Below are 25,214 nucleotides of genomic sequence, written 5' to 3'. Positions count from 1 at the left end.
CAACAAGGAATCCCGGCATGTCCAAGACCCACCTGTTCGACCTCGACGGCAAGATCGCCTTCGTCTCCGGCGCCAGCCGTGGCATCGGCGAGGCCATCGCCCACCTGCTGGCCCAGCAGGGTGCCCATGTGATCGTCTCGAGCCGCAAGCTCGACGGCTGCCAGCAGGTTGCCGAGGCGATCATCGCCGCGGGCGGAAAGGCCACGGCGGTGGCCTGCCACATCGGTGAGATGGAGCAGATCCAGCAGGTGTTCGCCGGCATTCGCGAGCAGTTCGGGCGCCTGGACATCCTGGTCAACAACGCGGCCACCAACCCGCAGTTCTGCAATGTACTGGACACTGACCTGGGTGCGTTCCAGAAGACCGTCGACGTGAATATCCGCGGCTACTTCTTCATGTCGGTCGAAGCGGGCAAGCTGATGCGCGAACACGGTGGCGGCAGCATCATCAACGTGGCGTCGATCAATGGCGTCTCGCCAGGATTGTTCCAGGGCATCTACTCGGTGACCAAGGCCGCAGTGATCAACATGACCAAGGTCTTCGCCAAGGAGTGCGCGCAGTTCGGCATCCGCTGCAACGCCCTGTTGCCGGGCCTGACCGACACCAAGTTCGCCTCGGCGCTGGTCAAGAACGACAGCATCCGCAATGCCGCCCTGCAACAGATCCCGCTCAAGCGCGTGGCCGACCCGAGCGAGATGGCTGGCGCGGTGCTGTACCTGGCCAGCGACGCCTCCAGCTACACCACCGGCACCGCGCTCAATGTCGACGGTGGCTTCCTGTCCTGACGTTCAGGCCTTGAGCGCCTGCAGCGTGTAACTCAGCGGCAGGCGCCAAGGGGCTTCGCGCAGGCGCCATTCGCCGTCGGCTCCAAGCTCCATCTGCCCGGGCAAGGCCTCCCAAGGAATACTCTGGTGTTCCTCCAGGCCGGCTATCCGCAGGCCATTGGCCAACAGTGCGGTGATAACCTCGCCCAGCCCGTGATTCCACTCATGGGTTTCGGTTTGGGTCAGGGCCTGGTCGGTGTCGACATAGGTCTGGTCGTTGTGCCAGATCGTCGGCGCCTCCCGCTCGAAATACGGGTAATCCAGCTGCAGGCGGTCCGGATGGTCTTCGTTGACGGCCATCAGCATCGGATGCCCATCACGCAGGAACAGCCGCCCGCCCGGTTTCAACAATGCCGCGACAGTGCGTGCCCAGCGCTCAATGCTGGGCAGCCAGCACAGGGCGCCGATACCGGTGTAGACCAGGTCGAAACTGCCCGCCTCCAATACCTCTGCAGCCTGGTAGACATCCGCCTGCACGTAGTCGATGCGTGCGCCGGCGCGCTCGGCCAGTTGCCGCGCCTGGTGCAATGAGGCCGCTGAAAAATCCAGACCACTGACCTGGGCACCCAGGCGTGCCAGCGACAAGGTGTCGGTACCGATGTGGCATTGCAGATGCACCGCGTGCAGACCTCGGATGTCGCCAAGCCGCGGCAGGTCGAAACGCACCACCTCGGAGAGGTGCCCTGGGTTGCTGACGAAGCACTCGACTTCGTAGTCCTTCGACGCAGCGTGCAATGGCGCCCGCTCGTCCCAGCTGGCGCGATTGAGTTCAAGTGAACGGCTCATGCAGTCCTTCCTTGGTTTGATAACGATGCGCTACGTTAATCGCGCCTACCCCAGCAGGCAACTCCCTCCGTCAACCTCAAGTTTACAGCTCGGGTATACTGCCGCCTTCGGCACGCGCCCAAGGATCCAGCACCCATGACGGAAAACAGCTTCGCCTTTCGCCTCAAGGAACTGCTCGAGCACCACAAGCTGACCCTGCAGGCAGTCGGGACCGTGCTGGGCATTTCGCGCACCGCGGTGCACAAATGGACCCGCGGTGGCGAGATCGACTATGAGAACCTGCGCAAGCTGGCGGACTTTCTCAAGGTCAACTGGATCTGGCTGCGCTATGGCGAGGAAGCACTGCAGAGCGTACAACAGGCCGAAGTGGTCGAATTGCCCATGACCGATGTGCGGCGCCGCTACACCGCCGAGATCATGGAAAGCGAAACACGCATGAAGCTGGCCCAGGAAGGCGCGCGTATCGTCACCTGGGAGTGGAACCTGATCAGCGACGAAGTGACTTACTCGCCCAACGTCGAAGCCGTCTATGGCTGGCCGCTACGGCGCAACGAAGATTTCTGGGAGCATATCCACGCCGATGACGCCCGCCATATGCAGGGCATGTATGCCCAGGCGGTAGCCGATGGCACCGGCTGCGAATGCGACTTTCGCATCACCCGCCCCGATGGCGGCCAGCGCTGGATCGCTTCGCGTGCCACGGTATTGCGCGATAGCGTCGGGCGCCCGGTGAAGATGGTCGGTATCAGCATGGACAACACCGAACGCAAGGTCGCCGAAGAGGAACTGCGCCAGAGCGAGGAGCGTTTTCGCACGATCTTCGAGCTGGCCTGGGGCGCGCTCGCCTACATCGACCTGGATGGCAGCTGGCAGCGCGTCAATGGCAGTTTCTGCGAGTTGCTGGGGTACAGCGAACAGGAGCTGTATGGCATGACCTTCCAGCAACTGACCCACCCACAAGATTTGCCGGACAACCTGCAACTGCTGGGGCGCATGCTCGCCGGAGAGATCACGCGTTATGAAGTGGAGAAGCGCGTGCGCCATAAGGATGGCCACTATCTCTGGGTGCGTGCGCGGACTTCGCTGCAGCGCCAGGCCGATGGACAGCCGGAACACCTGATCAGTGTGTTCGAGGACATCAGTGCCGAACGTGAAGAACATGAACGGCTGCAGGCGCACATTGCCGGGCTCGAGGCTCGGTTAGGTTGAAGCCCCTGCCGCCCATTGCTTTGGCCTGGCCACTGACTGTAGGAGCGGCTTCAGCCGCGATCACCCGCGATGCGGGTGCCCGACACCGCGGTGCTTTCATCGCGGCTGAAGCCGCTCCTACAGAAGGCCGGGCAACAGTCTTCTACAGGCAGGTCGCCGCAGCGGCCCGCCGGCGCAACGCCATGCCATCATCCTGCTGGGCGTAGTAGTCCACCCGTGTCCCGCCCGCCTGTGCATAGACATCGACGAACGATTCCGCTTCACGGGTGTACACCGTAAACCCACCCTGCTTGCGTGCCTCCAGGTAGCCGCTGGCATCGACGCCGAACGACGACTCTTCCTGCCAGCTGAACTGGATGCATTGGGCCACCACGTCCGGGGTCTTGTGCGAGTCCAGTCGCGCGGTCGGCGTGCCATTGCGCGCCGCTTCCATGGTAGATGACGCACACCCCGCCAACAGCAGCACCACGGTGATCGGCAGAATCGCTCGCATGTTCCATCCTCGGGACAAAAAAGAACGCGACTCTAGCATCGTGCAGGCCTGATGGGTGAGCCCTCGTTCTATGCGATCCACATGAATACACCACAACAAAATTTTGCGCGACAAAGAACCAAATGAATCGCATCAGGTCTGATCGCGTATCCGGTAAACCTATTCGGATCAAGGACCTACTTCATGATGATTTCGCGCCTCGCAAGTGCCTCGATGATTGCCACCTTGCTGCTGCTTGGGGGCTGCTACAGCCATCATTACCACGACGACAATGACGGCTGGCGTGACCGAGACCACCGGCACCACCATCGCCATGACCGGGACGACCGCGATGACGATGACCGCCAATACCGTGACCGTTACTACCGCTGAAACGTCTTTATATCCCTGACTCGCCGCTGACCGTGCGGCAAATCCCCTGATGACTCCCCCTGAGGTTCTTAACATGCGTCTGACTCTGCCTTCTCTCGCCCTCGGCCTGTTGCTGTGCCAAGGCGCTTTCGCCGGTGACGGTACCGCCGCTATTGGTGGTGGCCTGGGTGGTGCGCTGGGCAACGTCGTCGGCAAACAGATCGGTGGCAGCACCGGCGCTGCGATCGGTGCCGGCCTGGGCGGCGCCGCCGGCAGCGCGGTGGGTGCGCGCAAAGGCAACCGCACCGAAGCGGCCATTGGTGGCGGCCTGGGCTCAGCCGGTGGCTCGCTGATCGGCGGCAAGCTGGGTGGTTCCAATGGCTCGACCATTGGTGCAGGCCTGGGTGGCGCGGCCGGTGGCGCCATCGGCAACCACATGGGCGACAACAATCGCAAGCACAAGCACCGTCACTGATTCAGGCCTCTGCGGGGCAACGGTCTGATACCGGGGCCCCAGACCGCCGCAGCGGTCCTGTAGGAGCGGCTTCAGCCGCGATACGGGCATCGCGGTCTCCGGCACCCGCTTTGCGGGTGATCGCGGCTAAAGCCGCTCCTACGAAAGCGGTATCTGGTCAGCATTTGTCCGCGAAGGAGCCAACACGGTGAATGGCACCGGCTTCGCCGGCAAGCCGGCTCCAACCGGACTGCCCCGCAAGCAGTCTGATTCTCTCCGGCAAAATACTGCAACACGTCAACACCCCCTTCACGCCAAGCTGCCACACTGGTGGCATCGCCTTTCGTGACTTTGTGTGAAGGAATCCCCTCCCCCCATGAACCATGAGCTGCTCTGGGTCCTCGGCCTACTCGCCGTTGTCGTCTTCCTGTTCATCATCAACCGCCCGCGCATGGATGTGGTCGCCTTGTTGGTGATCCTCGCGCTGCCGCTGACCGGCATCCTGACCGTGGAACAGGCCTTGGCTGGCTTCAGCGACCCGAACGTGGTGCTAATCGCCGCGCTGTTCGTGATCGGCGAAGGGCTGGTCCGCACCGGCATCGCCTACCGTATCGGCGAATGGATGAGCGAACGCGCGGGCAACAGCGAGGCACGCCTGCTGGTGCTGCTGATGATCGCGGTGGCCGGCCTTGGCTCGGTGATGAGTTCTACCGGCGTGGTCGCCATTTTCATCCCGGTGGTGCTGAGCATTGCCGCGCGCTTGCAGCTCTCGCCCAGCCGCCTGATGATGCCCCTGAGTTTCGCCGGCCTGATCAGCGGCATGCTCAGCCTCGTGGCCACGCCCCCGAACGTGGTGGTGCACAGTGAGCTGGTACGCCACGGCGAACAGGGCTTCAACTTCTTCAGCTTTACCCCCTTCGGCCTGGTGGTGCTGGTGCTGGGCATCGGCTATATGCTGCTGACCCGCCACTGGCTCAATGGCGAAGTACGCAAGGATGGCCGGGTGGAAACCCGTCGCACCCTGCTCGACCTGGTCCTGGACTACAAGCTCAGCGGCCGCGAGCGGCGCTTGCGCATCCGCCCGCACTCGCCGCTGATCGGCCACACGCTGGGCGAACTGGAGCTGCGCACCCGCCACGGCGCCAACGTGGTGGGCATCGAGCGCCAGCACAAGTTCACCACTCGGGTGATCCCCGCCGACTCCGGCACGCTGCTGCAGCAAGGCGACATCCTGCTGCTCGACCTGTTCGCCAATCGCGACGACCTGCGCAGCCTGTGCCAGGGCATGCTGCTCGAGCCGCTGCACTTCAAGGCGGCTTACTTCATCGACCAGTCCCAGGAAGTGGGCATGGCCGAGATTTCACTACCGCCCGGCTCGCAACTGATCGGCAAGACCATTCTCGAACTGGCCTTCCGTACCCGCTACGACCTCAATGTGGTCGGCCTGCGCCGCGACCAGGTGGCCATCGAAGGGCAACTGGTGGAAGAAAAGCTGCGCCTGGGCGACACCCTGCTGGTGGTCGGCCCCTGGAAAGCGGTGCGCCAACTGCAAGGCAAGCCACGTGACTTCCTGGTGCTCAGCCTGCCCGCCGAGATCGACCAGGTGGCGCCGGCACGCGCCCGCGCGCCCTACGCGTTGATCAGCCTGGCGGTGATGGTCGGGCTGATGGTCAGTGGCCTGGTACCCAATGTCATCGCCGCACTGATCGGCTGCCTGCTGATGGGTGCCGGCCGCTGCATCGACATGAACAGCGCCTACCGCGCCATCCACTGGCAGAGCCTGGTGCTGATCGTCGGCATGCTGCCCTTCGCCTTGGCGCTGCAGAAGACCGGTGGCATCGACCTGGCGGTCGGGGCGCTGGTCGGCCTGCTCGGTGGCGCCGGCCCCGGCGTGATCCTCGGCTGCCTGTTCGCCCTCACCGCGCTGATCGGCCTGTTCATCTCCAACACCGCCACCGCGGTGCTGATGGCCCCGGTGGCGATCAGCACGGCCCAGCAATTGGGCATGTCGCCCTACCCCTTCGCCATGACCGTGGCCCTGGCCGCTTCGGCGGCCTTCATGACGCCGGTCTCGTCACCGGTCAATACCCTGGTACTCGGCCCAGGCCAATATCGCTTCGCCGACTTCGTCAAGGTTGGCGTGCCCTTCACGCTGCTGGTCATGCTGGTGACCGTACTGATGGTGCCCTGGGTGTTCAACTTGTAATCCCTGGCAATATCCCCACGGTTTTCCGTGAATTGACATCAATTGGCGACTTGAAAGACACTGACACGACATCATCCCAGGTGCCTACAGCCGCTTTCCTGGATTCCGTCCTCGCTTGCCGGTCGAGCCTATGGTGTCTCCAGTCACATCGCGCCTGCTGCCTGCCCTGATCCTGTTCGGCCTGACCCTGGCACTGACCCTGGGCGGCATACTGGCCCGGCCGATCGAGTCCCTTTCGCTGTTCTGGCCGGTCAATGCGGTGCTCGCCGGCGTGTTGCTGCGCAACCCCCGCCAGGCCAAGCCAGCAGGTTTCGGCCTGGTCTACCTGGCCATGGTCATCGCCGACCTGGCCTGCGGTACAGCCTGGCAACCGGCCCTGTGGTTCAATCTGTGCAACCTGGGCGCCATTGCTACTATCTGGTACCTGGTAGCTCGCCTACCGCGCCAGCACCGTCGCTTGCGAACACCACATGGCACGCTTTGCCTGTTCGGCGCTTGCGCCGCCGGTGCCGCAGTGGCCGCCAGCCTGGCCTGCGTGATGGCCACACCGTGGTTCGAGCAATCCTTGCGTGCCACCTGGCTGGCCTGGTTCAGTGAGCAGTTCTCCACCAGCGTGCTGGTATTGCCGGTGCTGCTCACCGCGCCCTCGCCGCGCGCCCTGACACGCAGCGGCAGCCAGTCAATCCCTATCGCGCCGCTACTGGTGCTGCTGGCCTCCCTTGCCCTGAGCATCGCCTTCGGCGGCCCCGGCGCCATCGCCTTCCCCGTCGCCGCGCTGTTATGGTGTGCGTTGAGCTACACGCCCTTCCTGGTTTCGCTGTTGGCGCTGACCGCCGGTAGCACACTGATCGTCGCCGTGGCGCAGAACCTCATGCATTTCAGCGTGCCGCAGAGCGAGGCTGGGGTCACCGCGCTGATGTCGGCGCGGCTGGGCATCGCCATGCTCGTGCTGGGCCCGCTGGTACTGGCCTGTGTGAGCAGCGCCAACCGCAACCTGATGGCCCGGTTGGCGCACCAGGCATCCATCGATCACCTGACCGGCGCCCTCACCCGCAGCGCGTTCACCCAGCGTGCCAACACCCTGCTGGAGAGCCGCCAGCGGGATGCGCAGCCCATGCCGCTGACCTTGATGATGCTCGACATCGACCACTTCAAGAGCATCAACGACCGCCATGGCCATGCACTCGGCGACCAGGTGCTGCGTCAATTCTCCCTGGCCCTGCAGGATCAGTTGCACGAAGGCGAACTGTTCGCCCGCCTGGGAGGGGAAGAGTTCGCCATCGTCATGCCTGGGCTGGCGCCCGAGCAGGCCAGGTTCAGCGCCGAACGCCTGCGCCGCACGGTGCAGGACCTGCACATCAGCCAAGCTGATCAACGCTTGCAGATTACCGTCAGCATCGGCCTGGCGGGTTGCTCCATCGAGCATCCATCGTCCAGCCTCGACGAACTGCTGGCCCAGGCCGACCTGGCCCTGTACCGGGCCAAAGCGCATGGCCGCAATCGTATCGAGCAAGCCGAGACACTGCGCCAGCTGGTCTGAGTCAACTGGCCAACAGGTCCCAGCTCAGCTTGGCAATCAGCACGCAGAGCAGGACCAGGAACAGCCCCCGCACAAAGCCCGCCCCCTTGCGCACTGCCAGCCAGGTTCCCGTCAGTGCGCCGAGAATGTTGAACACCGCCATGGGCAGGGCGATGGCCCACAGCACATTGCCGGAAGGGATGAAGAACACCAGCGCGGCCAGGTTGGTGGCGATATTGACCAGCTTCGCCGACGCCGAGGCATGCAGGAAGTCCAGGGCGAAGAAGCGGATGAACAGGAAGATCAGGAAGCTGCCGGTGCCCGGACCGAACAGCCCGTCGTAGAAACCGATGGCGCCACCGATCAGTACCGCCAGACATTGTTCCTTGCGGCCGATCACGGTGGGCTTGTGCAAGGTGCCGAAATCCTTCTTGCAGAAGGTGTAGACCGCCATCAGCACGATCAGCACCAGCACCATCGGCCTCATCACACTGGCTGGCACCAACGATACCGTGGCCGCGCCGCAGAACGACATGACGAAGGCGCTCAACGCCGCAGGCACGATCAGCCCCCAGTCCAACTTCACCTTGCGAATGAACGAGCGCGCGGCAAAGCTTGTGCCGCACACCGAAGCCAGCTTGTTGCTACCCAGCAACGCGGCAGGTTGTGCGTTCGGCAACACGTTGAACAGCGCCGGGATCTGGATCAGCCCGCCACCTCCCACGGCGGCATCGATCAAGCCAGCGGCGAAGGCGAACAGTGAAAGCAGGGCAATATCCATCATGTTGAACATCCGGGCAGCGGAAAACAGGCCGCCAGACTAATCAAAGCATCGCGCTTGTGTTGAAATGCCACATTGCAAAAACTGCAATGAGAAAGCCCATGGCCCTGGACATGTTGCGAGAGATACAAGCCTTCGTCAGCGTTGCGCACAAACGCAGCTTCATCAGCGCCGCCCGTTCGCTGGGACGTTCGCCCAGCGCCGTGACTCGAGCAGTGCAGGCGCTCGAGGACAATACCGGTGCCAAGCTGTTCAATCGCAGCGCCACTGCCGTCAGCCTGACCGAGGCCGGTGAGCGGCTGCTGCCCCACGCCGAGCGTTTGCTGGATGTGCAACGTGATGCCGCCGACGAGCTCGCGGCACTGACCGGCTCGGCCCAGGGCTGGATCCGCCTGGCCGCACCCGAGGTGCTGGCCCAGCATGTATTGCCCTCGGTGCTGGCCGATTTTTCCCAGCGCCACCCGAAAGTGACCCTCGATGTGCAGTTCGGTGACCAGGCGCTCGACCCGTTGCAGGGCAAGTTCGACTTCGTCATCCGCGGGGCGTTTCCGCAATCCAGTGAACTGATCGGCTACCCGCTGTGGGCTTATCGTCGCTATCTCTACGCCAGCCCAGGCTATCTGGCGAGCGCAGGCACACCCACAACGCTGGATGAACTGGAGCGGCACGCACTGATCCTGCACACCGCCCCGCGCATCCTCAAGGCCTGGCACTTCTGCCGCGACGGCCAGATCACCAGCCTGCGCCCACAACCACGGTTACGGCTGGGTTCGGGCGTCGCCGTATTGCAAAGTACGTTGGCGGGCGCTGGTATCGCGCGATTGGCCGACTGGCTGGCCGAGCCACACGTTCAGGCTGGTCGCCTGGTGAAGATATGCCCGGAATATCACCTGACATCCAGCAGCGGCCATGACCCGCAGATGCATGCGGTGTACCCCGCAGGCAATATGCCTGCACGGGTTCGCGAACTGCTGCAGGCCTTGCGTGAGGCTCACCCTCGGCCGTAAACACCTGCGTGAAATCGCTGTTCAAATTCTGCTCAATCTAACAGACCCCCTACAAATACTGGCCTGTAGCGTTTTATCCACAGACCTACCCACGATTTTTGTGGACAGTTTCAGCAGGGGCTGTAGGGTTTATCGCAATCGCAACAAGGCCGCATTGGCCAGCCTGACCAGTTCAATCCACTCGCTTGGGCTGATCACCCCGGAACGCTCCAACGCCTCGGCACGGCGCAGTGCCTGGTCATAATCTTCTTCGTGCAGGATACCTTCTCCAAGAAAACGACCGCGCCACTCCAGCATCGCTGCAGTGCCTTTCTTGCATTCCATAGTGAGCTTCGACTCCAAGGCAGGTGATTGGCCCGTGTGCCCGGACCTGGTAGATGGGGGCGCGAGATTACACGAGCGCCCTGCACTTGAGAATGACTTGCAGCTACCGCTTGTCCAGACAACTGCAAAAAGACGGCTTGAAAGCCTGGGGGAAGGATCGAGCCCGCCTTGCGGCGAGGCGGGCTGAAACAAGGAAAATGTGCGTGTCAGCTTGGCGGAATGGTTCCCAGCAGGCCAATCATGATGGTCAGCAGCAGAAAACCACCCAGGAACAGAGCGAGCTTGCCCATTGGAACCTCTACAATGTGATGACTAATCGGCGGGGCCGGCCGAGCTAGGCCAACCTGCCCAGCACGCCGGTTCGCAAGGCTGGGCCTGGTCGCTATTGTCGGTGCTTGGCTGATACGGTTACAGATGCAGGTTCGCGGAAAAAAAGCGGATCAGATGCATCACTGATCCGCTACTTGGGCAAGCTGTGCTGCGGTCCGCGATACACACCGAAAAGCGCCCCGCGCATGACTATTCTCACCAGGAACGCCACCCTGCTGATCATCGACATGCAAGCCGGTATCAACCACCCTCGCCTCGGTCGGCGCAACAATCCTGAGGCGGAGCTGCGCATGCACGAATTGCTGGCGGCCTGGCGCCTGCGTGGCCGCCCTGTGGTGCATGTACGGCACGCCTCGCGCGGCCCCGATTCGGTGTTCTGGCCCGGACAGCCTGGTTGCGAGTTCCAGCCCGCGTTCACGCCACTGGCCAACGAGGCCGTCTTCACCAAGCAAGTGCCCGATGCGTTCTGCCAGAGTGGCCTTGAGCACTGGCTGCTGGTGCGCGGCATCACCAAACTGGTGATCGTTGGGGTGATCACCAACAATTCGGTGGGGTCGACCGCGCGCTCGGCCGGCAACCTGGGTTTCGCCACCGTGGTGGTCAGCGATGCCTGCTACACCTTCGACCAGCAGGATCTGCAGGGCCGCAGATGGACCGCCGAAGAGGTGCATACCTTGTCGCTGAGCAACCTGGCCATGGACTATGCCTGCATCATCGACAGCGCCATTGTACTGGCCGCCAACTGAGCTCAGGCCATCAGCCGCAGCTTCGCCAACGGCAGCCAACCCAGCTCGCCACTACGCAGGCTGCGGCACCACAGCCAACCGTTCAACGGCCGCAGGCCCTCGACCATCTGGCCAGGATCGATGTCCAGTTCGTGGGCGCTGTAGGCTTCCAGTGCCCTGCCCCGTCCAACACCGAGCCGCTCGATGACCTGGGCCGGCACCCAGCCCGGGGCCTGCCCCGCGCAACTGCACAGGTACCAGTCCTCCCAGTGCTCGTCGCCCTCGTAGCGCTGGCCTATTTCCAGCAGGGTATCCCTGGCGAAGGTGATGGGTGCAGGGTATTCACTGCGGTGGGGTGCTATCACGACGTACTTCACAAGCCTCTCCCTGGCTGCGAAAAGCGTCGATGCTAGCAGACCTGACTCAGAGCACCATGACCATCTCGTGCCAGGCCATGCCACCGTGGTCGGAGGCCGATGGGCGGACATAGCGGTAGCCCAACTTCTCGTAGAGGCCGACATGCCGGTCCTTGCACATCAAGTGGATAGTCGCCTTGCCGCGCTCGCGCATCTGCTCGACGAAGCGCGCCATCAAGCGCCCGGCATGGCCCTGGCCCTGGCCCTGGTGTGCCGGGTCCAGCACCACCGACATGATCACCACGTTGGGGGCCTGAGGATCATGCCCGACCAGTTCCTTGAAAGCTTCATCGGACATCACGACTTCATGGGCGCAACCACTGTTGATGAAGCCGATCACCTGGTCGTCCAGCTCCAGAATCAGGAAACCTTGCGGATACTGGGCGATGCGCGTGGCAATCTTTTCCCGAGTGGCGGCTTCGTCGCCCTCGTAGGCGGTGGTTTCGATCTGGTAACAACGGTCCACATCGTGTGGCGTGGCCTGGCGGAAGGTCAGGGAACTCATGGGGTGTCCGGATGGCTGGAAACAGAGCGCGACATGCTAACGGAAGTTGTCCTGCCGCGCTGATTTGCAACATATCTTTTCAGCAGGGACCCGCAAGCACCGCCAACCCAAAACATCCATGCATACCCCCCCTTTTCGGCGCAAGGCCGCAAGGTTCATGGCCTGCAGTTAATTGGTTGGAAGCACGTGGAAACATTCTCGACGAACACACTGTAGGACCGATCTTTTCGTGAAGTAGGACATTTCGCTTTGCCCCCTCGCCCGTGTATGAATAATCAGTATTGAATGCTGAATTGAGCTGATACCGTCGCCACTTTCCTACAACGGCACGGATGCCACGCCAAGTGAGAACACGATGGAAAACTACGATGCTTCCGCACTGGGGCTACAAAAATGCCTGCTGAACATGCGCAAGGACCACGCACAATTGAAGGCAAGCGGGGACCTGAAGCGCGCGGACGAGCTGGCGCGTATCATTGCCAGGCTGGAACAGGGATTGATCACGACTTCGCAAGCCTTCAAGCCGACCACCTTGCAGTGATCTGACACGGGTCAGTCGTAAAACACCATCTCGCTGTAGGGGCTGGCGCGGCACGCCGCCAAACGCGACGCCAAGTCGCCGACATGCGCTTCCAGTTGATGACCGTCGGGGTCGAGGAAGTAGAGCGAATCACCTTCGCTACTGTCCTGCTTCCACAGCGGAACTTCCCGTTCACGCAAACGTTGCGCGAAAGCACGGAAATGTACCTGCTCGATGGAGAATGCGTAGTGCGTGTAGTTGCGCGGCAAGTCTGCCGCACGCACTTCGTCCAATGACAGGCAGAGCCACAGGTCACCCAGGCTGAGATAGGCCCCTGCCTTCCAGCTCGCGTGCAACCTGAAGCCCAGTGTTTGCTGATAGAACACGATGCTTCGAGGCAATTGGCTTACGGCGAGGGTGAGGTGATTGAAGCCCGTCAGCATGGAAGAGACTCTGGAAAGATTGACCGCTGGACTGTAGGCCACAGGCAGTGAAATGTCTGCACGGCTCAAGAGACTGACTACGCTCTTTGCTGATAGGGAAGCCGTCCAGAGGTAGCTATTAATGAAGCTTGAATCGGTGTTCACTGCAGCATTGAGCCTGGCCCTTGTTTGCGCGCCCCCTACCTTGCTGGCGGATCCAGGCAAGGGAAAGGGCCATGACAAAGGCAACCCGCATGGCGGTCAGGGCCACCCACAGAACGGTAGCGACTGGCATGGCGGCCCATCCGTGGACCTGGGTGGGGTGCGGGTCGTGCTCGATGACAACCGCGAGTACTGGAGCCGTGGCTCGGCGTTACCGCCTGGCGTACAGAAGAACCTTGAACGGGGTAAGCCACTGCCGCCGGGTATCGCCAAAAAGCTGGATGGCCGGCTAATGGGGAAGCTTCCGCATTACGACGGCTATGAATGGCGACAGGCCGGAACGGACCTGCTGTTGGTGACGATTGCCACCGGCGTGATCTATGAGGTCCTGCACAATGTGCTGGACTGAACGCGCTTGGCCACGGGCACATGGAATCGCGAAAGCCCTGTGCGCCAGGGCTTTCGTGATGCGGGTCCAGTCAAGCTGTCACGGCTTGATACGTGACCCGGTGCGCCTCGGTCGGCAATGGCACTTCCCACTTGAACAGCATGCGGCGGATATCGTCGTTGCGCAGTGAGGTGTCACGTCGCTGGTTGCGGCGCATGATCTCGGCTTCGCGGCGCTCCAAGTAGACGATCTCCACCCGCGCGCCGTAACCGTAGAGCAAGTCCAGGGTACGGCTGCGCATCTGCGCCGACAGGTGCGTCGAGTTCCAAACGAACGGCCGCTGCTCCCGCAACAAGGCCTTGGCCCGGTCGATGGCGTAATGCGCGGCGGCCCCCTCGTTCTGCCCATGGCGCAATCCCAAAGCCTGACGCGCGTCGTCGAACGACACCACCGGCAGGTCCGGATGATGCCGCGCGGTCCAGGTGTCCTTGCCACTGGCCGGCAGGCCCGAGAGCATCACCACCTGCGAGCCCTCCGGTTCGTGCAGCGAGTAATCGGGGTGCACCCGCGCACCGCGCAGGTACTGGATGCGCGTGTAGTCGTCGGCGAACGCCCGCGGCCCGTGCAGGCAGCCCTCCTCGGCCGCCAGCTCCTTCCACAGCTCGATGGCGGTCAGCACATCGGCCTTGCCGGCGTAGTGACGGCCCTGCATGTCGGCTTCGGCCACCGCGCAGAGCATCCACACCGGTAGCTCCCACGACAGCTTGTGCAGCAGGAACTCCGCGCTGCGCCCGCTGCGATCCCCCTGCAATGCAAAGAACGGCAACTGGTGTACGGCGATGATGCGGCAGATCTGCTCACGCAGGTCGAACGGCACGCCCGCGCGCCATAACAGCAACCGTGCATCCACCGCGCCCCGGCGCGAGTGGCCGGGCTGGCCGATACGCCCGGTTTCCGGGTCAATCACCGTGGTGTCGGGTTTGGCGATGTCGTGCAACAACGCCGCGAAGAACAGCACCAGGCGCTGCTCGGCGGTGGCCTGCTGATAGGCGGGTTGTGCCAGCAGCGCCTCGACCACCAGGCGGGTGTGGGTCCACACATCGCCCTCCGCGTGGTAGGTCGGGTCCTGCGGTGTATCGGCCAAGCGTGCCAGCGCCGGAATGGCCGCCAGGCAGGCCGTGGCGTCCATGTCGTGCCCGGGCTCGGGCACCAGTTGTTGCAGTTGTCGAATATCCATTTCGGGATGCTCCTTCAGTAGCCGTGGCGCGGGCCCTGCCAGTCCATGGACAGGCAAGGCGCGTACAGGTCGACGCCGTCGGCCAGTTGATTAGGGATGAACGGTTGGTTGGCATGGTGCTGGTCGGCATCGAGGATGGCCTGGACGAAGTCCTGGCGAACCCACTTGAGCCGCCCCAGGGTCTGCTGCTCGTCCTCGAGCTTCAGGTACAGGCCCTCCATGCGGCTGGAGCGGTCGCACTGGCGCCAGGCGCGGGCCAGGTCGAGGCCTTCGCGGCTCACTACCTGCTCGAACACCTCTCGCCACCGTGCAGTCTTGGCCAGCGAATCACCGACCAGCGCCATCAGGTCCGCATAACGGCGCGGCGCCGGGCCTTCGTACAACACCGGCACCGACAGCACCGGCCCGGCCTCGAGCAAGCGTCGGCGCGCTGCGGTGGACAGGAACAGCCCGGTGCCGCGGTCCCAGATGTCGAACTCGCAAAAGTAGTGCGGCAGGTGGTCGTAGAACACCGAGTGTTTCTTGTGCAGCCACTCGCCATACAGCACGAAGCGGTCTTCCAGGCGTTCCAGCAACCAGCGCTCGTGGGCCACGGCCCATTGCTTGAACAGGTTGAACTGGCGTTCGCGACCACCGCCGGTGAGGTAATGACCGCGCGACTGCAGGCGCAGCTCACCGCCTTCGGTGAAGCTGATACCGGCGTTGGCGCCGTCGAGTTTTTCTTCCACCACCAGCCATTGGCCGGCCAGAGAGGCATAGCGGACCTGACCCGCATCGGTGTCACCATCCTGCAGGCGCGAGCCTTCCAGATGCGGCGTGCGGGGGTACTTGAGCAGTTCGAGGGTGTGCGCGTCGGCACGAAAATCCATGTTCATGGGTTTCTCCATTCAAATAGGGAAAAACCGACGACAGGATCAGGCAGGCACAGCGATGAAGCGCCGCCGCGCACAGGCGCGGGCAGCCATCAGGCACGATGGACCGTCGTCGGTATCAGGCGTGTTGGCTGGCGTAGGGCACTGGTTTCACCACTTGGGGGAAAGGTTGTGGGGGCTTTAGGGCGGGCATTCAACAGCAAATGGCCGTGTTGGGTCAAGCCATACCAGCCATGTGCCACTGCGCAACTTCCAACTGCGAGCCGGCGACAGATGCTGCAAGAGCATCTTGAGCAGGTATCGGCGTGATCAGCTGTGCTGCTTGGGTGTCTCCAGCCGCTGCGCATTCCTGGCGAACCATACCCCGACCCCTATCACCATCAGGCAGATGAACACGACATCCCACGCCTTGTGCTCAATGGCCGCCAAGATGGCAAAAAACTGCAGTGCGGCAGCCCACCACAGAAACGGTCGAATTTTCGAGTAACGCATGACTCACCTCACCACCCCCGTCTATCAAGATTCTAGACGCGTCGCGGCGAGAGATCCCGTACCCACGCAAAGCACGCCAGGAATACTGATAATTGGCGATTGGGCACAACTCGACGACCATGATTTTCGGGTATTACGCGAAGTAGATCAGCCAGGACGGGCCGGATGTGGCGGGGTTGGTGAACCAGGTGTTCGATTGCCAAAACTGGCTTCGATCTAATGCTCTCATCTGGCTAAAGTACTTCATGTCTAGGCGTCAAAAGCTTGCTTTCCGCTGACGCCACCTACCCATGGACGGAGAAAAGACATGCCGGTCTGCCCCATACCGACTGACGAAACACTTCGGCAACGTACCCTTGATGAGATGAATGTGCTGGATACGCCGGCTGAGCATTACCTCGATACCCTGGTGCGGCTCACCCAGGAAGTTGCACACGTGGACACAGTGCTTATCAGCCTGATCGATCAAGATCGACAGTGGTTCAAGGCCAGGATCGGGCTAGACGTGAGTGAGACCCCACGCGATGTATCCTTCTGTGGCTATGCCATTCTGGGTGAAGACACCTTGCTGGTACCGGACGCCGAGAACGATCCGCGATTCGCCGATAATCCGCTGGTGCTGGGCGCACCCTATATCCGCTTCTATGCCGGCCACCCCTTGCGTGCTGGGAACGGCAAAGCCATCGGCACCCTATGCATGTTCGGCCCTCGCCCGCGCCTTCTGAGCGAGGCCCAACAATCCAACTTCAGGGATCTCGCGACACTTGCAGAGGGCTATCTACAGCTACGCAGTTTGATACAGGCCAACCGCGACCTTCGATTGGAAATGGACCGTGAGCAACGCAAGGCTTTACTTGATCCACTTACACAGCTATGGAACCGCGGCGCGCTGGCGGCCTTCCAGGATCGTGAACGGCGCCTGGCAGAGGAAAAAGGTCTACAGTTGGGCGCTGTTTATGCGGACCTTGACCATTTCAAGTCTGTCAACGACAAGCATGGTCACGCCGAGGGCGACCTGGTGCTCTGCGAGTGTGCGCGTCGCCTGCGCGCTGCGCTTCGTCCCGATGACCTTCTGGTGCGCCAGGGCGGTGAGGAATTCGTCGCCCTGTTGCGGGTAAATGACCGTGAAGAACTGATGCTGATCGCGGAGCGCGTGCGGCTACTCATCGGCAGCAGACCGGTGCAACTCAACAGCGGTCCGTTGAGGGTGAGCGTCAGTATTGGATGCACTCTACTTACCGATAGCGAACAGATCGATGAAGCACTGCGGCGCGCTGACAGCGGACTCTATGCAGCCAAACAGGGGGGGCGTGACCAAGTTGTCTATATGCCTGCGCCGGCTGTGGATCATTGAATTGTAGGATCAAACAACTGACCAACCGCGCTGGTGTCGAACTGGCCTCAGCGCGCGCTCCACTTTGGCGCTCAGTCAAGCCCGCCAATTGCGGGGCAGGAAGGGTCGTGTGGGCCGCACTGTGAAAATGTTCCAGAAGCAGTGCACGGCAATCTACCTAAGCCGCGGAGTGAAGCTGCGGGCGTAACGGTTGGCTTCACCGGCCGGGTCGCCAGGATCGCCAATGTCCATCAGAAAGGCTTGAGGAACCGCCCGGCGCTTGGTGCACCTGCCGTGCGGTATGAACGCCGACAACTGCCGGGCTTCACAGAGACTGCCCTCGAAACTATCCGAAACATCCTGGCCAGCCATCTGTCTCTTTAGGTGTGGACCTTGCGGTATGCTAGTCTCCGCGCCCGGCTTAGCAGAGCTTCGCTACCAAGCTGCTAATCTAGGGGTACGTGTTCAGGCCTGGCCTGAGACAAAGGAGCTACGACAGTGAGCGACAAAAATTTCTGGGAGACCGTTCTGCAACTGGTCTCCAAACCGTCCGAAGAGTCACTGGCCATTGCCAGGCAACTCAATGAGGTCGCTGAACAGGTACAAGTCAGCGACCATGGCGCGGTTTCCATTTCAACCTCGACCATCCTGCATGATGCTGAGTTTGCGAAAGCCTGTGAGGCTGCGAAGACAGCGATTTCGAAGTCTCACTAGGTAGCACAATGGGTTTTCTACTCGTTCTCCCCATCCTCATCTGCGGCTTCATCTACTGCAAATATAACTTCTACGACAAGACCCTCATCGCCAAGTACGAAGGACAGTCACTGTACCTTCACATCGCGATGAGGGGGCTGATCCTCGCCCTGCCCTGGTTGGCTGCGATCTTTCTGTTGGAGTGGTTGACCAACGGCTTCTTTGGGTTGGCAGACGTCTTAGCCGAGAGAGGCTTCAGCAAAGCCACTGAAGAACACCTGTTTTCAACGCTTTTCGTAGCCATCCTACTCGCCCCCCTTTACGCCTACTGGGCTGCCAAGGCGCGTTTCAAGATCACACGGTACCGGCATGGTCTGAAAAACGACTATCTCACGCGCTCCTTCATCCTGAAGACCATGCTGCCCACCAGCACCCACCAAGCCTTGCTACTGGACTCATTGTTCAATAAGCGGCTCTATATGTTCAGCATGGAGGACCGGAAGGTCTATATCGGTTGGGTCAAGAACTTCGGAAACCTCCAGGACCACGACTCCAACAACGATGAAGGCTTCTCCATCGTCCCAATCTACAGCGGTTTCCGGGACAAGGATCGGCTGACGGTGGAGTTCACAACCCCGTACGAAAAGGTCTATGACGCCATCAAGGTGGAGCGCGCCAATGGCTCCGGCATTGGTGACGGCACTGAGGATCGCTGTTCAGGGAAAAGCAACCGCTCAGACGAGATTGGTAGCCTGTTCAGTATCAGCCTTCTACAAAAGCACATCGTTTCAATGACTTTCTTCGATGATGCCGTCTGGGAGGAATTCAAGAAAAAAGAGGTCCCTCCTCCGGAGAAAGAAGTAGCCAAAGCCTGATCTCCTGTCATCGGGCTACCAACACAGCTACGGGCCGTTCATCGACTTGTAAAGCGCTTCAAGACGGTAGGTGGATCACGCGCTTGGAGCTGAGTTGGAGCCTTGGCGAAACCGACCAAGTAAGAAGTATCGGAAGCGCTTCCGAAACAAACCATTCCCAATGGGTGTTCCCACGGGTGGTTTTTCTACACCTCAAAAACGCAAAAAGCCCTGAAAAATCAGGGCTTTGAATGTGGCGGAAGCGTAGAGATTCGAACTCTAGGATAGTTGCCCATCGACGGTTTTCAAGACCGCACCATAAGACCAGCAATTGCAAGGCGTCAACATGGAAATCGATTCCAAAACAAACGCAATTCGGCACGGCTAGAAGCCGCATTCTACAAGGACCGCCGTTTCAGTTTTGGAACCGATTTTCACCCTTTCTTCGGCGTTCTGCCGCCCCGTCAGCCGTCCTGACTGACGCTACTCTCACTCCGTTTCACGCTCAGCATGAGCCCACAACCTAGCCGCCTCGGCGAGCTCCAACATCTCGGCCAGCGCCGCCGCATCAACGTCCTGCCGGCGATGCGCGGCCATCGCCATTTCTACCATCACCTCCGCACGACCATCCGGGTCGGCGTTCAGCGACACCTGGTCGTTGAGTTCGTCCATCCATGGCTGCGGGATGCCCGCCGCGCTACTGCGCACGACACCACCACGACTGTGCGTATAGCACCCCGTCTACCTCCTCCAGGCCGGTGATGTTCATGCCGAGCTGAGCCATGCCCGTTACGCAAGCATCGTGCAGGCGCGGGATGATGTCGGGGCCTGGGGTCGGGTTGAAGACCCAGGCCTCGATGCAGTGCCGGCCCAGCACACTGCTGTGGCCGTACTCGATGTGCACGTCGGCGCGCATGGGCTGGATCTTCTTGAGCTGGTCGCTCGGGATGGCAACGCCGCGTTCACGGCGCCGGACGAGGAGGAAGTACATGGCACACCAATACTGTATACATATACAGTATTTGACCATCCGTGCTTATTCAGCACCACTACCGCCCAGCGGTTGGGCGCCAGGTCAATGGCGCGTGAGAGGTTGATGTCCGAGTGCATACAGTTGGTAGTCTGTCACGGCCTTGTATGCGGACTCAGCAATCAAGCTCAGCCGCTCGATCTCCTCTGGTGGCGCGCCAGCGTCCTGGGCTTCGTGATACCGACGAAGCGCGGCAATCGCCTCCCGAATCAACGGCTCACCCGCTTCGATCATTCCCTCTATGGTTCGCTTCACGGCTCGGTCCTGACGGCTTGATCAAGGCATTATAGGACGCCTCGCACGCCAGCCCAGCTACTCGGGCACGATCAAACGCTGCCGCCAGTTCTCCCGCTCGAGCATCAGCCCGTGAGAGCAGGTCGGAGAGCACCATGGCGGCGCGGCGGGCTGCCTCGCTTCGAGCGACAACGGCGGGATCCGGGCCGGGGCAACCGACGGAGGTGGCGAGCTTGCTGGCTTCGTCGCGCAACCGCTGGCCAGCAGCATCAGCCCCAGCAGCAGCGCCTTCGACAATCGTTCGTTGTTCCTCGGCATGTACCCTCACCTCCTCCTGCGCGTTGGTGCGCCGCTGTTCCTCTTCCCGGGCGGCACGTTCGCCGAGCACTTCGGCCAAGCGATCGCCGCTGTTCCTCTGTGCTGATGCCGCGACGGAGGCGGCTCGCTCGACCGAGCGTCCGTGCTGGTAGACGAGCCAGTACGACCCGACCACTGCCAGCAGCACGGTCAAACGCAGACCCCAGCCGTTCACATCAGGGCCCTACGCAAGCCCTCGGCGAAAACGTCCGACGGGTACTCGAAGTTCGCGTTCTCGTGCTTGATGATCGCGTGCACCAGGCCGCGCAACACCTGCTGGTTCTTGATGTTCTTGATCGGGTCGCTCGGTCCCAACCCGCAGCGATGGGCCACGGTACGAACGTAGGCGCCGGTGTCGTTCTCCACTTCCGGCGCCCAGCGCTTGATGATCGCCGCGACGGTACGCAGACCGTGCTTGTTGTAGTAGGTCTGCAACAGTTTACCGAGTGCGCGGATACCGTTCTCGGGAGTGTCGAAGATGCAGAAGCGGCCTTCAGGCTCCTTGCCGATCTGGCCGACCCAGTTGTTTGCCGGGTTGAAATCAATGTTGCCCGGGTTGCAATTGCGTACGCCGCGGGGAAGCAGTTGGGTCATGGGTTTTCTCCAGACAAAAAAATACCGCCAGGCGGCGGTCGTTGGGTTTAGCGCAATCAGGCCGGCGGCAGGGGCCAGTCGATCTCAGTTGGGAAGCCAGGCTGGTCAGGAAGGCGGTTCAGCGCGACGCGGTATCGCTTCCAGTCATTCAATAACGCGGTCTCGGGTGGCGTGACCTCACCGAGATCGACAGCATCTTGCAGCGGTGCGATTCGAATAGCAGCAATCGCAAGAAGGCGATCACGGCGAGCGTTCGCCATTTCAAGGAGCTCATCCAAAGTCGGCTCAGGTGTCGGCACTGGGTCCAGAGTCGAAGCAGGTGCATCAACCAGTGCGACTTTAAAGCCATGCTCAATGGTTACAACCAACCCGTTGCACATGCCCTCCAACGCCTCCTGATACTGCTCTGCTGATATCTCGATGCTGTCCGGAAATTCATCTGTACTTATACGGCCATTGGCGGCAAACGGCATTATTTGATCCTCATGAAGTAGACGACCCCGATTGACTTGATCCGAGTCTCGTCCGCTGTACGCGCGACGCTCCCAGCGTTGAAAGTCAGAGTCCCGCGGGCGTTTGCTCCGTCAAAAGTCGAAGCGGTACCCGATTGCGCAAAAGAAAGTGCCCCGGACGCGCTCACGACACCGGAGACAAGCCCAGACACGGAGCCGCTGATGCTTTGCATCGCATCCTGCAGCAACTGGCCGGGAACGGTTGTACCCCGCAACAACCGTTGCTCGGTGTTGATCAAGTTAACGGTCTTGCCGTTGAGCGGACTTCCCGCAAGACTGACAACGGCCGTTGCGCTAACCAGCGGCGCCGACCCACTGATCGACTCGCCCGTCAGTACGCCACCGTTGTAAGAGTCAGAGGCCGTCAAAGAAACATAGCGATAGCTTTTGTTCAGGGGTGGAGTGCCGTCCGGGTGCAGATGCAAGAACAATGGTATGGGCACCCCAATCGGCATCAAAGCCCAAGGGTCTGCAACATCCGCTTTATCGGCCTTGAGGTCTGGGTTGAAATTGCCAGTGTGGAATATCTTGACCCACTGACCATACTCGCTCGGCGTAGTGCGTCGGTACGCAATCACATCGGTGGCCAAATCGAATGCCAGGATCCCCCCATAACCCGCCTCCAGTTGGCGAATCGCCCACGATCCATTGAAGTTTGGCGGGCGATTCGCAGCCGTGCTCGACCCCAACAGATAGTGCCCATTCTTCTGTAGCGCGTTGTAGTCACCCGCCAACATAGTTACCGCATAGCCATCCGTGATGCCGTAACCAGCCAAAGTAGTCGCGGTGTTAGCCTTGCTCGCCAGCAGGCCGCTCATTTGAGCTTGCGTGTACGCATCAGTGATGCCATAACCCCCAAGCGTCGTGGCTTTGGCCGCTTTTTCTGCAAGCAGGTTGTTGGTCTGCGCTTGTGTGTAAGCATCGCTGATGCTGTACCCGCCCAGTGTCGTAGGATTAGAACCGCCGGTAACCCTACCCTGCGCATCGACCGACACCTGTCGGTAGCTGCCGGCGACTACACCAGTCTTGCCGAACAGCTGGGCGAAGGTCAGCGCCGTGGTACCGACCTGCGGCGGCGCGGTGTTGGTCAGCTGCCACATCGACCCTGCGTAAGTCGCCCCGGCCTGCACGATGATCAGGTGGCCCGGCGTGCACTCCGCGTTGTCGTTGGCATCGAGCGCCCGTGCCCATGCCCCGCCGGCGGCGTTGTAGATCCAGTTCTGCGAAGCGTTAGCTTGGTCCTTCACCAGCACCCGGTCACCGGTCGCCAGGGCTACGCCGTCAATAGTCTGCAGTCCAGACAAAGCGATGGGGCCGGTGGTAGCCACACGCACGGCGCGCTTGACGTCACTGGCGGCGACCCCCTGAATGGCCTGCAGCAGCTGGGCGTTGTCGTCCTCGCTCGGTGTGAGGCCGGCAGCCTTGATCACGGCCAACAGCTCGTCGGTGACGGCATTGCCCCAAGCCGAGGGGATCAGCGAGCCAGGCAGGCCCGTGCTGACGTTCTCGTCCACGAACTTGCCGCCGACAAGGCCGACATTGGGAATGCGTTTCGGGTAGTCCATATCGCGTTATCCGTAGGTAATGGTTTCAAGGGTGTGTGCCGGGGCGGCGCGGCCTACAAGGCACTCAAGGGCGCCATTGGCGGCGCCGCCGAAGGTCTGCCCCCAGTGGCTAAAACCGAAGCGGCTGCCCTGGGCCAGGCGCGGCCCCGTCTCCAGAGTCCACATGAACTGTGCCCCCCAGGTGCCGAAGCGGGCCGAGCCGTAGCGCGACCGGCCGAAGCGCGGTGCTCGGTGCTCGATCACGCGGGCATTGCGGTAGCCCAGCGAAAAGGCCAGTTCAACGAAGTAGGCCGGCGTCTGCCCGCCCACCTCCAGCAGGCGGCGGCGCACGGCCAGTTGCCGATCGGCAAACGCCGGCGAATCGCCCATGCAGGGGTCGGGTAGTTGCATGACCCGCTCCCAATCGGGGACCAGCTCGCGCACGGTGGCGGGTTCGCTCTCGGCCAGCAGGTCGGCGGCGCGGCGATCCTCGGTGGCCAGCTCCTGAGCCGCCGCCTGCAGCACCTGGTCAACGCCTGGGTTGAACTCGCGATCCCAGGCCGGCCCCGGCGGCAGCAGCGTGCACAAGTGGGCGTAGTAGTCCTCTACCGTCCTCACGACCACAACACACCCCCATAGGTCAGCAGCTCATTAGCGGCCGCCTGCACGTCGCCGGCGGGACTGATGACCTTGTGATCACGCTCGCCCGTGGCGCCGCTAATGGCCTCGGCAATGTGGGTGGCCAGCAGCGTGGCGCCCAGCTCCGATTCACGGTTGTGCAGGTCCACCAGGGCGGCTTCCACAGCGCGGCGGACTGCGCTGCTGTCCGGGGTGACTGACAGCTGGTACTGCACCGGCTTCTCTGCCGGCGGCAGCACGTAGACTTCGGCCGTGACGGGCCGCTCCTGCTCGATGTACGCTGCGACGGTCGCCAGGGCCTCGGCGTTGGGGATGATGTCGATATCGCCATCGCGCACGAAGAACAGCCCCACCGTGCCCGGCCCCACCCAGCGCCGCACCACCCAAGCGCGGGTTACCCCGGCGACCTCCAGCGCCCAGGTTTCGTAGTCGCTCTTGCTGCCGCCGTGGGCAATGACCCGGTACGAGCGGATCACCCGAGCGCGCAGCGCCTCAATACTCTCCTTCTCGGTGCCGCCGGTCAGGCCCGGGGCGGCCACGGTAAACGTGTCATTGACGCCCAGCACCGGCGACACCAGGCGCAGCGGGGTGCCGGCAGGCGTGTTGCCCAACTCGCCTGGCTCCAGGGCCTCGACCTGGGCGACACCGCCGGTACCGGTCAGCTTCACCGAAGCCCGAACCCTGAACAGCACCTGGTCATCGCGCTGCAACAGCGTGCCCGCATCGAGCAGCGCCGAGGTGGCGCCGGTGAAGGTGGCCGCCCCACTCGCCTTCACGGCATCCAGGCGGCCACGCTTAAGCCGGGCCCGGGCCATGCGCAGCAGGGTTTCGTCGTCGGCCGTGTCCGGTAGGATCTGGTCGGCAATGTAGTGTTGGTGGCCGTAGCGGCCGGCAGACGCCGCGCCCAGCACCCGGGCCAGCACCTCGGCGTCGGACCGGACCAGGGCGCTGCCGCCGGCCAGGTCTGACTGTGCCCGGGCGATCAGCGCGGGCAACGTAGGGGTTTCAAACGGCATTGATCACCTGCCACAAGTTGTCTAGTTGAACATCGATCACCGGGCCGTCGCACAGGCCGACCCGCACCTGCATGTCGAGGCGGTCGACCTTGCGCGCCGCCGTTACCGTAACGGCGCTCACCCGGTCGTCATCCACCGCCCATTGCAGGGCCTCGCGGGCGAACGCCTCGGCAGTGCGTACCGTGTCGTCGGTCAGCGTGCGTCGGCGCAGCTGCCACAGGCGCGACCCGATGCGGTCGTTTGCAAGGGTTGGGAACGTGTCGCCCCACCAGCCATAGCGCTGGTCGTCGTCCAGCAGGTCGCCGGCTTCGGCGCCCCGCCAGGTCAACAGGCTGATCACCACGGCGCGGCGCCAGGCCTGTTCAGACTGGTCGTCGGTGAACAG

Annotated in this window: 34 protein-coding genes; 14 read left to right on the top strand and 20 right to left on the bottom strand. The window is 62.1% G+C overall.

Annotation, left to right across the window (positions count from 1 at the left end):
• Positions 1-17 precede the first annotated feature (17 nt).
• Entirely contained in the window at positions 18-785 is a 768-nt protein-coding gene (locus tag NGM28_RS03980) for an SDR family oxidoreductase (protein ID WP_011533483.1), read from the top strand.
• A 3-nt stretch (positions 786-788) separates the two neighbouring features.
• Here the strand turns inward: NGM28_RS03980 and NGM28_RS03975 are convergent, their stop codons facing one another.
• A complete protein-coding gene (locus NGM28_RS03975; protein WP_011533482.1) occupies positions 789-1,610 on the bottom strand; it encodes a class I SAM-dependent methyltransferase in 822 nt (273 codons plus the stop codon).
• A 135-nt stretch (positions 1,611-1,745) separates the two neighbouring features.
• Between NGM28_RS03975 and NGM28_RS03970 the strand changes: the two genes are divergently transcribed.
• Complete coding sequence (locus NGM28_RS03970) at positions 1,746-2,819, top strand: PAS domain S-box protein (protein ID WP_252088760.1); 1,074 nt, start codon at positions 1,746-1,748, stop codon at positions 2,817-2,819.
• A gap of 142 nt (positions 2,820-2,961) precedes the next feature.
• Here NGM28_RS03970 and NGM28_RS03965 read toward each other — a convergent pair whose 3' ends face one another.
• A complete protein-coding gene (locus NGM28_RS03965) occupies positions 2,962-3,312 on the bottom strand; it encodes a hypothetical protein (RefSeq protein WP_240063412.1) in 351 nt (116 codons plus the stop codon).
• A gap of 186 nt (positions 3,313-3,498) precedes the next feature.
• On the opposite strand from NGM28_RS03965, the gene NGM28_RS03960 reads away from it, so the two are divergent.
• The 4 genes from NGM28_RS03960 to NGM28_RS03945 all read left to right on the top strand — a co-directional run bounded on the left by NGM28_RS03960 (position 3,499) and on the right by NGM28_RS03945 (position 7,863).
• Positions 3,499-3,684: a hypothetical protein gene (locus NGM28_RS03960; protein ID WP_240063411.1), complete on the top strand. Its 186-nt coding sequence runs from the start codon at positions 3,499-3,501 to the stop codon at positions 3,682-3,684.
• A gap of 73 nt (positions 3,685-3,757) precedes the next feature.
• On the top strand, positions 3,758-4,138 hold the full coding sequence (locus tag NGM28_RS03955) for a glycine zipper domain-containing protein (RefSeq protein ID WP_050706284.1): 381 nt from the start codon (positions 3,758-3,760) through the stop codon (positions 4,136-4,138).
• Positions 4,139-4,493: 355 nt separating this feature from the next.
• Complete coding sequence (locus NGM28_RS03950) at positions 4,494-6,323, top strand: SLC13 family permease (protein WP_240063410.1); 1,830 nt, start codon at positions 4,494-4,496, stop codon at positions 6,321-6,323.
• A 115-nt stretch (positions 6,324-6,438) separates the two neighbouring features.
• Positions 6,439-7,863, top strand: a complete 1,425-nt coding sequence (locus NGM28_RS03945; protein WP_240063409.1) for a GGDEF domain-containing protein — start codon at positions 6,439-6,441, stop codon at positions 7,861-7,863.
• Position 7,864: 1 nt separating this feature from the next.
• On the opposite strand, the gene NGM28_RS03940 is transcribed toward NGM28_RS03945, so the two are convergent.
• Positions 7,865-8,626 (bottom strand): sulfite exporter TauE/SafE family protein, encoded by a 762-nt coding sequence (locus NGM28_RS03940; RefSeq protein ID WP_240063408.1) that lies wholly within the window; start codon positions 8,624-8,626, stop codon positions 7,865-7,867.
• A gap of 98 nt (positions 8,627-8,724) precedes the next feature.
• Between NGM28_RS03940 and NGM28_RS03935 the strand changes: the two genes are divergently transcribed.
• Positions 8,725-9,630 carry a LysR family transcriptional regulator gene (locus tag NGM28_RS03935; RefSeq protein WP_240063407.1) on the top strand — a complete coding sequence of 302 codons (906 nt, stop codon included), beginning with the start codon at positions 8,725-8,727 and terminating at the stop codon, positions 9,628-9,630.
• Positions 9,631-9,759: 129 nt separating this feature from the next.
• Here NGM28_RS03935 and NGM28_RS03930 read toward each other — a convergent pair whose 3' ends face one another.
• Complete coding sequence (locus tag NGM28_RS03930; RefSeq protein ID WP_240063406.1) at positions 9,760-9,954, bottom strand: hypothetical protein; 195 nt, start codon at positions 9,952-9,954, stop codon at positions 9,760-9,762.
• 515 nt (positions 9,955-10,469) lie between these two features.
• Here NGM28_RS03930 and NGM28_RS03925 point away from each other — a divergent pair.
• Positions 10,470-11,030, top strand: coding sequence for a cysteine hydrolase family protein (locus NGM28_RS03925; protein WP_252088758.1), 561 nt, complete (start codon positions 10,470-10,472; stop codon positions 11,028-11,030).
• A gap of 2 nt (positions 11,031-11,032) precedes the next feature.
• Here the strand turns inward: NGM28_RS03925 and NGM28_RS03920 are convergent, their stop codons facing one another.
• Positions 11,033-11,386: an SH3 domain-containing protein gene (locus NGM28_RS03920; protein ID WP_240063404.1), complete on the bottom strand. Its 354-nt coding sequence runs from the start codon at positions 11,384-11,386 to the stop codon at positions 11,033-11,035.
• Positions 11,387-11,432: 46 nt separating this feature from the next.
• Complete coding sequence (locus tag NGM28_RS03915; protein WP_252088757.1) at positions 11,433-11,930, bottom strand: GNAT family N-acetyltransferase; 498 nt, start codon at positions 11,928-11,930, stop codon at positions 11,433-11,435.
• Between the two features lie 355 nt (positions 11,931-12,285).
• On the opposite strand from NGM28_RS03915, the gene NGM28_RS03910 reads away from it, so the two are divergent.
• Positions 12,286-12,471, top strand: coding sequence for a hypothetical protein (locus NGM28_RS03910; protein ID WP_240063402.1), 186 nt, complete (start codon positions 12,286-12,288; stop codon positions 12,469-12,471).
• 11 nt (positions 12,472-12,482) lie between these two features.
• Here the strand turns inward: NGM28_RS03910 and fos are convergent, their stop codons facing one another.
• Entirely contained in the window at positions 12,483-12,893 is a 411-nt protein-coding gene (gene fos, locus NGM28_RS03905; protein WP_252088756.1) for a fosfomycin resistance glutathione transferase, read from the bottom strand.
• A 121-nt stretch (positions 12,894-13,014) separates the two neighbouring features.
• Between fos and NGM28_RS03900 the strand changes: the two genes are divergently transcribed.
• Positions 13,015-13,443 carry an anti-virulence regulator CigR family protein gene (locus NGM28_RS03900; RefSeq protein ID WP_252088755.1) on the top strand — a complete coding sequence of 143 codons (429 nt, stop codon included), beginning with the start codon at positions 13,015-13,017 and terminating at the stop codon, positions 13,441-13,443.
• Between the two features lie 70 nt (positions 13,444-13,513).
• Here NGM28_RS03900 and NGM28_RS03895 read toward each other — a convergent pair whose 3' ends face one another.
• The 3 genes from NGM28_RS03895 to NGM28_RS03885 form a co-directional block, all read right to left on the bottom strand.
• Positions 13,514-14,659 carry an AAA family ATPase gene (locus tag NGM28_RS03895; protein ID WP_240063399.1) on the bottom strand — a complete coding sequence of 382 codons (1,146 nt, stop codon included), beginning with the start codon at positions 14,657-14,659 and terminating at the stop codon, positions 13,514-13,516.
• A 14-nt stretch (positions 14,660-14,673) separates the two neighbouring features.
• Positions 14,674-15,534, bottom strand: coding sequence for an RNA ligase family protein (locus NGM28_RS03890; protein ID WP_252088754.1), 861 nt, complete (start codon positions 15,532-15,534; stop codon positions 14,674-14,676).
• A gap of 306 nt (positions 15,535-15,840) precedes the next feature.
• Positions 15,841-16,023: a hypothetical protein gene (locus NGM28_RS03885; RefSeq protein ID WP_240063397.1), complete on the bottom strand. Its 183-nt coding sequence runs from the start codon at positions 16,021-16,023 to the stop codon at positions 15,841-15,843.
• 307 nt (positions 16,024-16,330) lie between these two features.
• Between NGM28_RS03885 and NGM28_RS03880 the strand changes: the two genes are divergently transcribed.
• The 4 genes from NGM28_RS03880 (at position 16,331) to NGM28_RS03870 (ending at position 18,924) form a co-directional block, all read left to right on the top strand.
• Entirely contained in the window at positions 16,331-17,377 is a 1,047-nt protein-coding gene (locus NGM28_RS03880; RefSeq protein ID WP_252088753.1) for a sensor domain-containing diguanylate cyclase, read from the top strand.
• Positions 17,378-17,410: 33 nt separating this feature from the next.
• Positions 17,411-17,740 (top strand): phage virion morphogenesis family protein, encoded by a 330-nt coding sequence (locus NGM28_RS28785; RefSeq protein ID WP_353620508.1) that lies wholly within the window; start codon positions 17,411-17,413, stop codon positions 17,738-17,740.
• Positions 17,741-17,854: 114 nt separating this feature from the next.
• Positions 17,855-18,070: a hypothetical protein gene (locus NGM28_RS03875; protein ID WP_240063395.1), complete on the top strand. Its 216-nt coding sequence runs from the start codon at positions 17,855-17,857 to the stop codon at positions 18,068-18,070.
• An 8-nt stretch (positions 18,071-18,078) separates the two neighbouring features.
• Complete coding sequence (locus NGM28_RS03870) at positions 18,079-18,924, top strand: hypothetical protein (RefSeq protein ID WP_240063394.1); 846 nt, start codon at positions 18,079-18,081, stop codon at positions 18,922-18,924.
• A 468-nt stretch (positions 18,925-19,392) separates the two neighbouring features.
• On the opposite strand, the gene NGM28_RS03865 is transcribed toward NGM28_RS03870, so the two are convergent.
• The 10 genes from NGM28_RS03865 to NGM28_RS03820 all read right to left on the bottom strand — a co-directional run bounded on the left by NGM28_RS03865 (position 19,393) and on the right by NGM28_RS03820 (position 25,214).
• Complete coding sequence (locus NGM28_RS03865; RefSeq protein ID WP_252088752.1) at positions 19,393-19,575, bottom strand: hypothetical protein; 183 nt, start codon at positions 19,573-19,575, stop codon at positions 19,393-19,395.
• 25 nt (positions 19,576-19,600) lie between these two features.
• The gene (locus NGM28_RS03860; RefSeq protein ID WP_252088751.1) at positions 19,601-19,894 is read right to left on the bottom strand and encodes a hypothetical protein; all 294 of its coding nucleotides are present in this window, start codon (positions 19,892-19,894) and stop codon (positions 19,601-19,603) included.
• An 84-nt stretch (positions 19,895-19,978) separates the two neighbouring features.
• A complete protein-coding gene (locus NGM28_RS03855) occupies positions 19,979-20,167 on the bottom strand; it encodes a hypothetical protein (RefSeq protein WP_252088914.1) in 189 nt (62 codons plus the stop codon).
• On the bottom strand, positions 20,151-20,678 hold the full coding sequence (locus NGM28_RS03850) for a DUF2514 domain-containing protein (protein WP_252088750.1): 528 nt from the start codon (positions 20,676-20,678) through the stop codon (positions 20,151-20,153). Before NGM28_RS03850 ends, NGM28_RS03855 begins: the two co-directional genes overlap by 17 nt.
• A 17-nt stretch (positions 20,679-20,695) precedes the next feature.
• Positions 20,696-21,118: a structural protein gene (locus NGM28_RS03845; RefSeq protein WP_252088749.1), complete on the bottom strand. Its 423-nt coding sequence runs from the start codon at positions 21,116-21,118 to the stop codon at positions 20,696-20,698.
• 56 nt (positions 21,119-21,174) lie between these two features.
• Positions 21,175-21,591: a tail fiber assembly protein gene (locus NGM28_RS03840; protein WP_252088748.1), complete on the bottom strand. Its 417-nt coding sequence runs from the start codon at positions 21,589-21,591 to the stop codon at positions 21,175-21,177.
• Positions 21,591-23,195: a hypothetical protein gene (locus NGM28_RS03835; protein ID WP_252088747.1), complete on the bottom strand. Its 1,605-nt coding sequence runs from the start codon at positions 23,193-23,195 to the stop codon at positions 21,591-21,593. The genes NGM28_RS03840 and NGM28_RS03835 overlap by 1 nt, the downstream gene beginning before the upstream one ends.
• Before the next feature lie 6 nt (positions 23,196-23,201).
• On the bottom strand, positions 23,202-23,798 hold the full coding sequence (locus tag NGM28_RS03830) for a YmfQ family protein (protein WP_252088746.1): 597 nt from the start codon (positions 23,796-23,798) through the stop codon (positions 23,202-23,204).
• Positions 23,789-24,829: a baseplate J/gp47 family protein gene (locus NGM28_RS03825; protein WP_252088745.1), complete on the bottom strand. Its 1,041-nt coding sequence runs from the start codon at positions 24,827-24,829 to the stop codon at positions 23,789-23,791. Before NGM28_RS03825 ends, NGM28_RS03830 begins: the two co-directional genes overlap by 10 nt.
• The gene (locus NGM28_RS03820) at positions 24,819-25,214 is read right to left on the bottom strand and encodes a phage GP46 family protein (RefSeq protein WP_502943824.1); all 396 of its coding nucleotides are present in this window, start codon (positions 25,212-25,214) and stop codon (positions 24,819-24,821) included. Before NGM28_RS03820 ends, NGM28_RS03825 begins: the two co-directional genes overlap by 11 nt.

It is taken from the genome of Pseudomonas sp. MWU13-3659 (genome assembly GCF_023757525.1).
Classification (GTDB): Bacteria; Pseudomonadota; Gammaproteobacteria; order Pseudomonadales; family Pseudomonadaceae; genus Aquipseudomonas; species Aquipseudomonas entomophila_E.
This window is presented reverse-complemented; position numbering and strand designations above follow the sequence as displayed.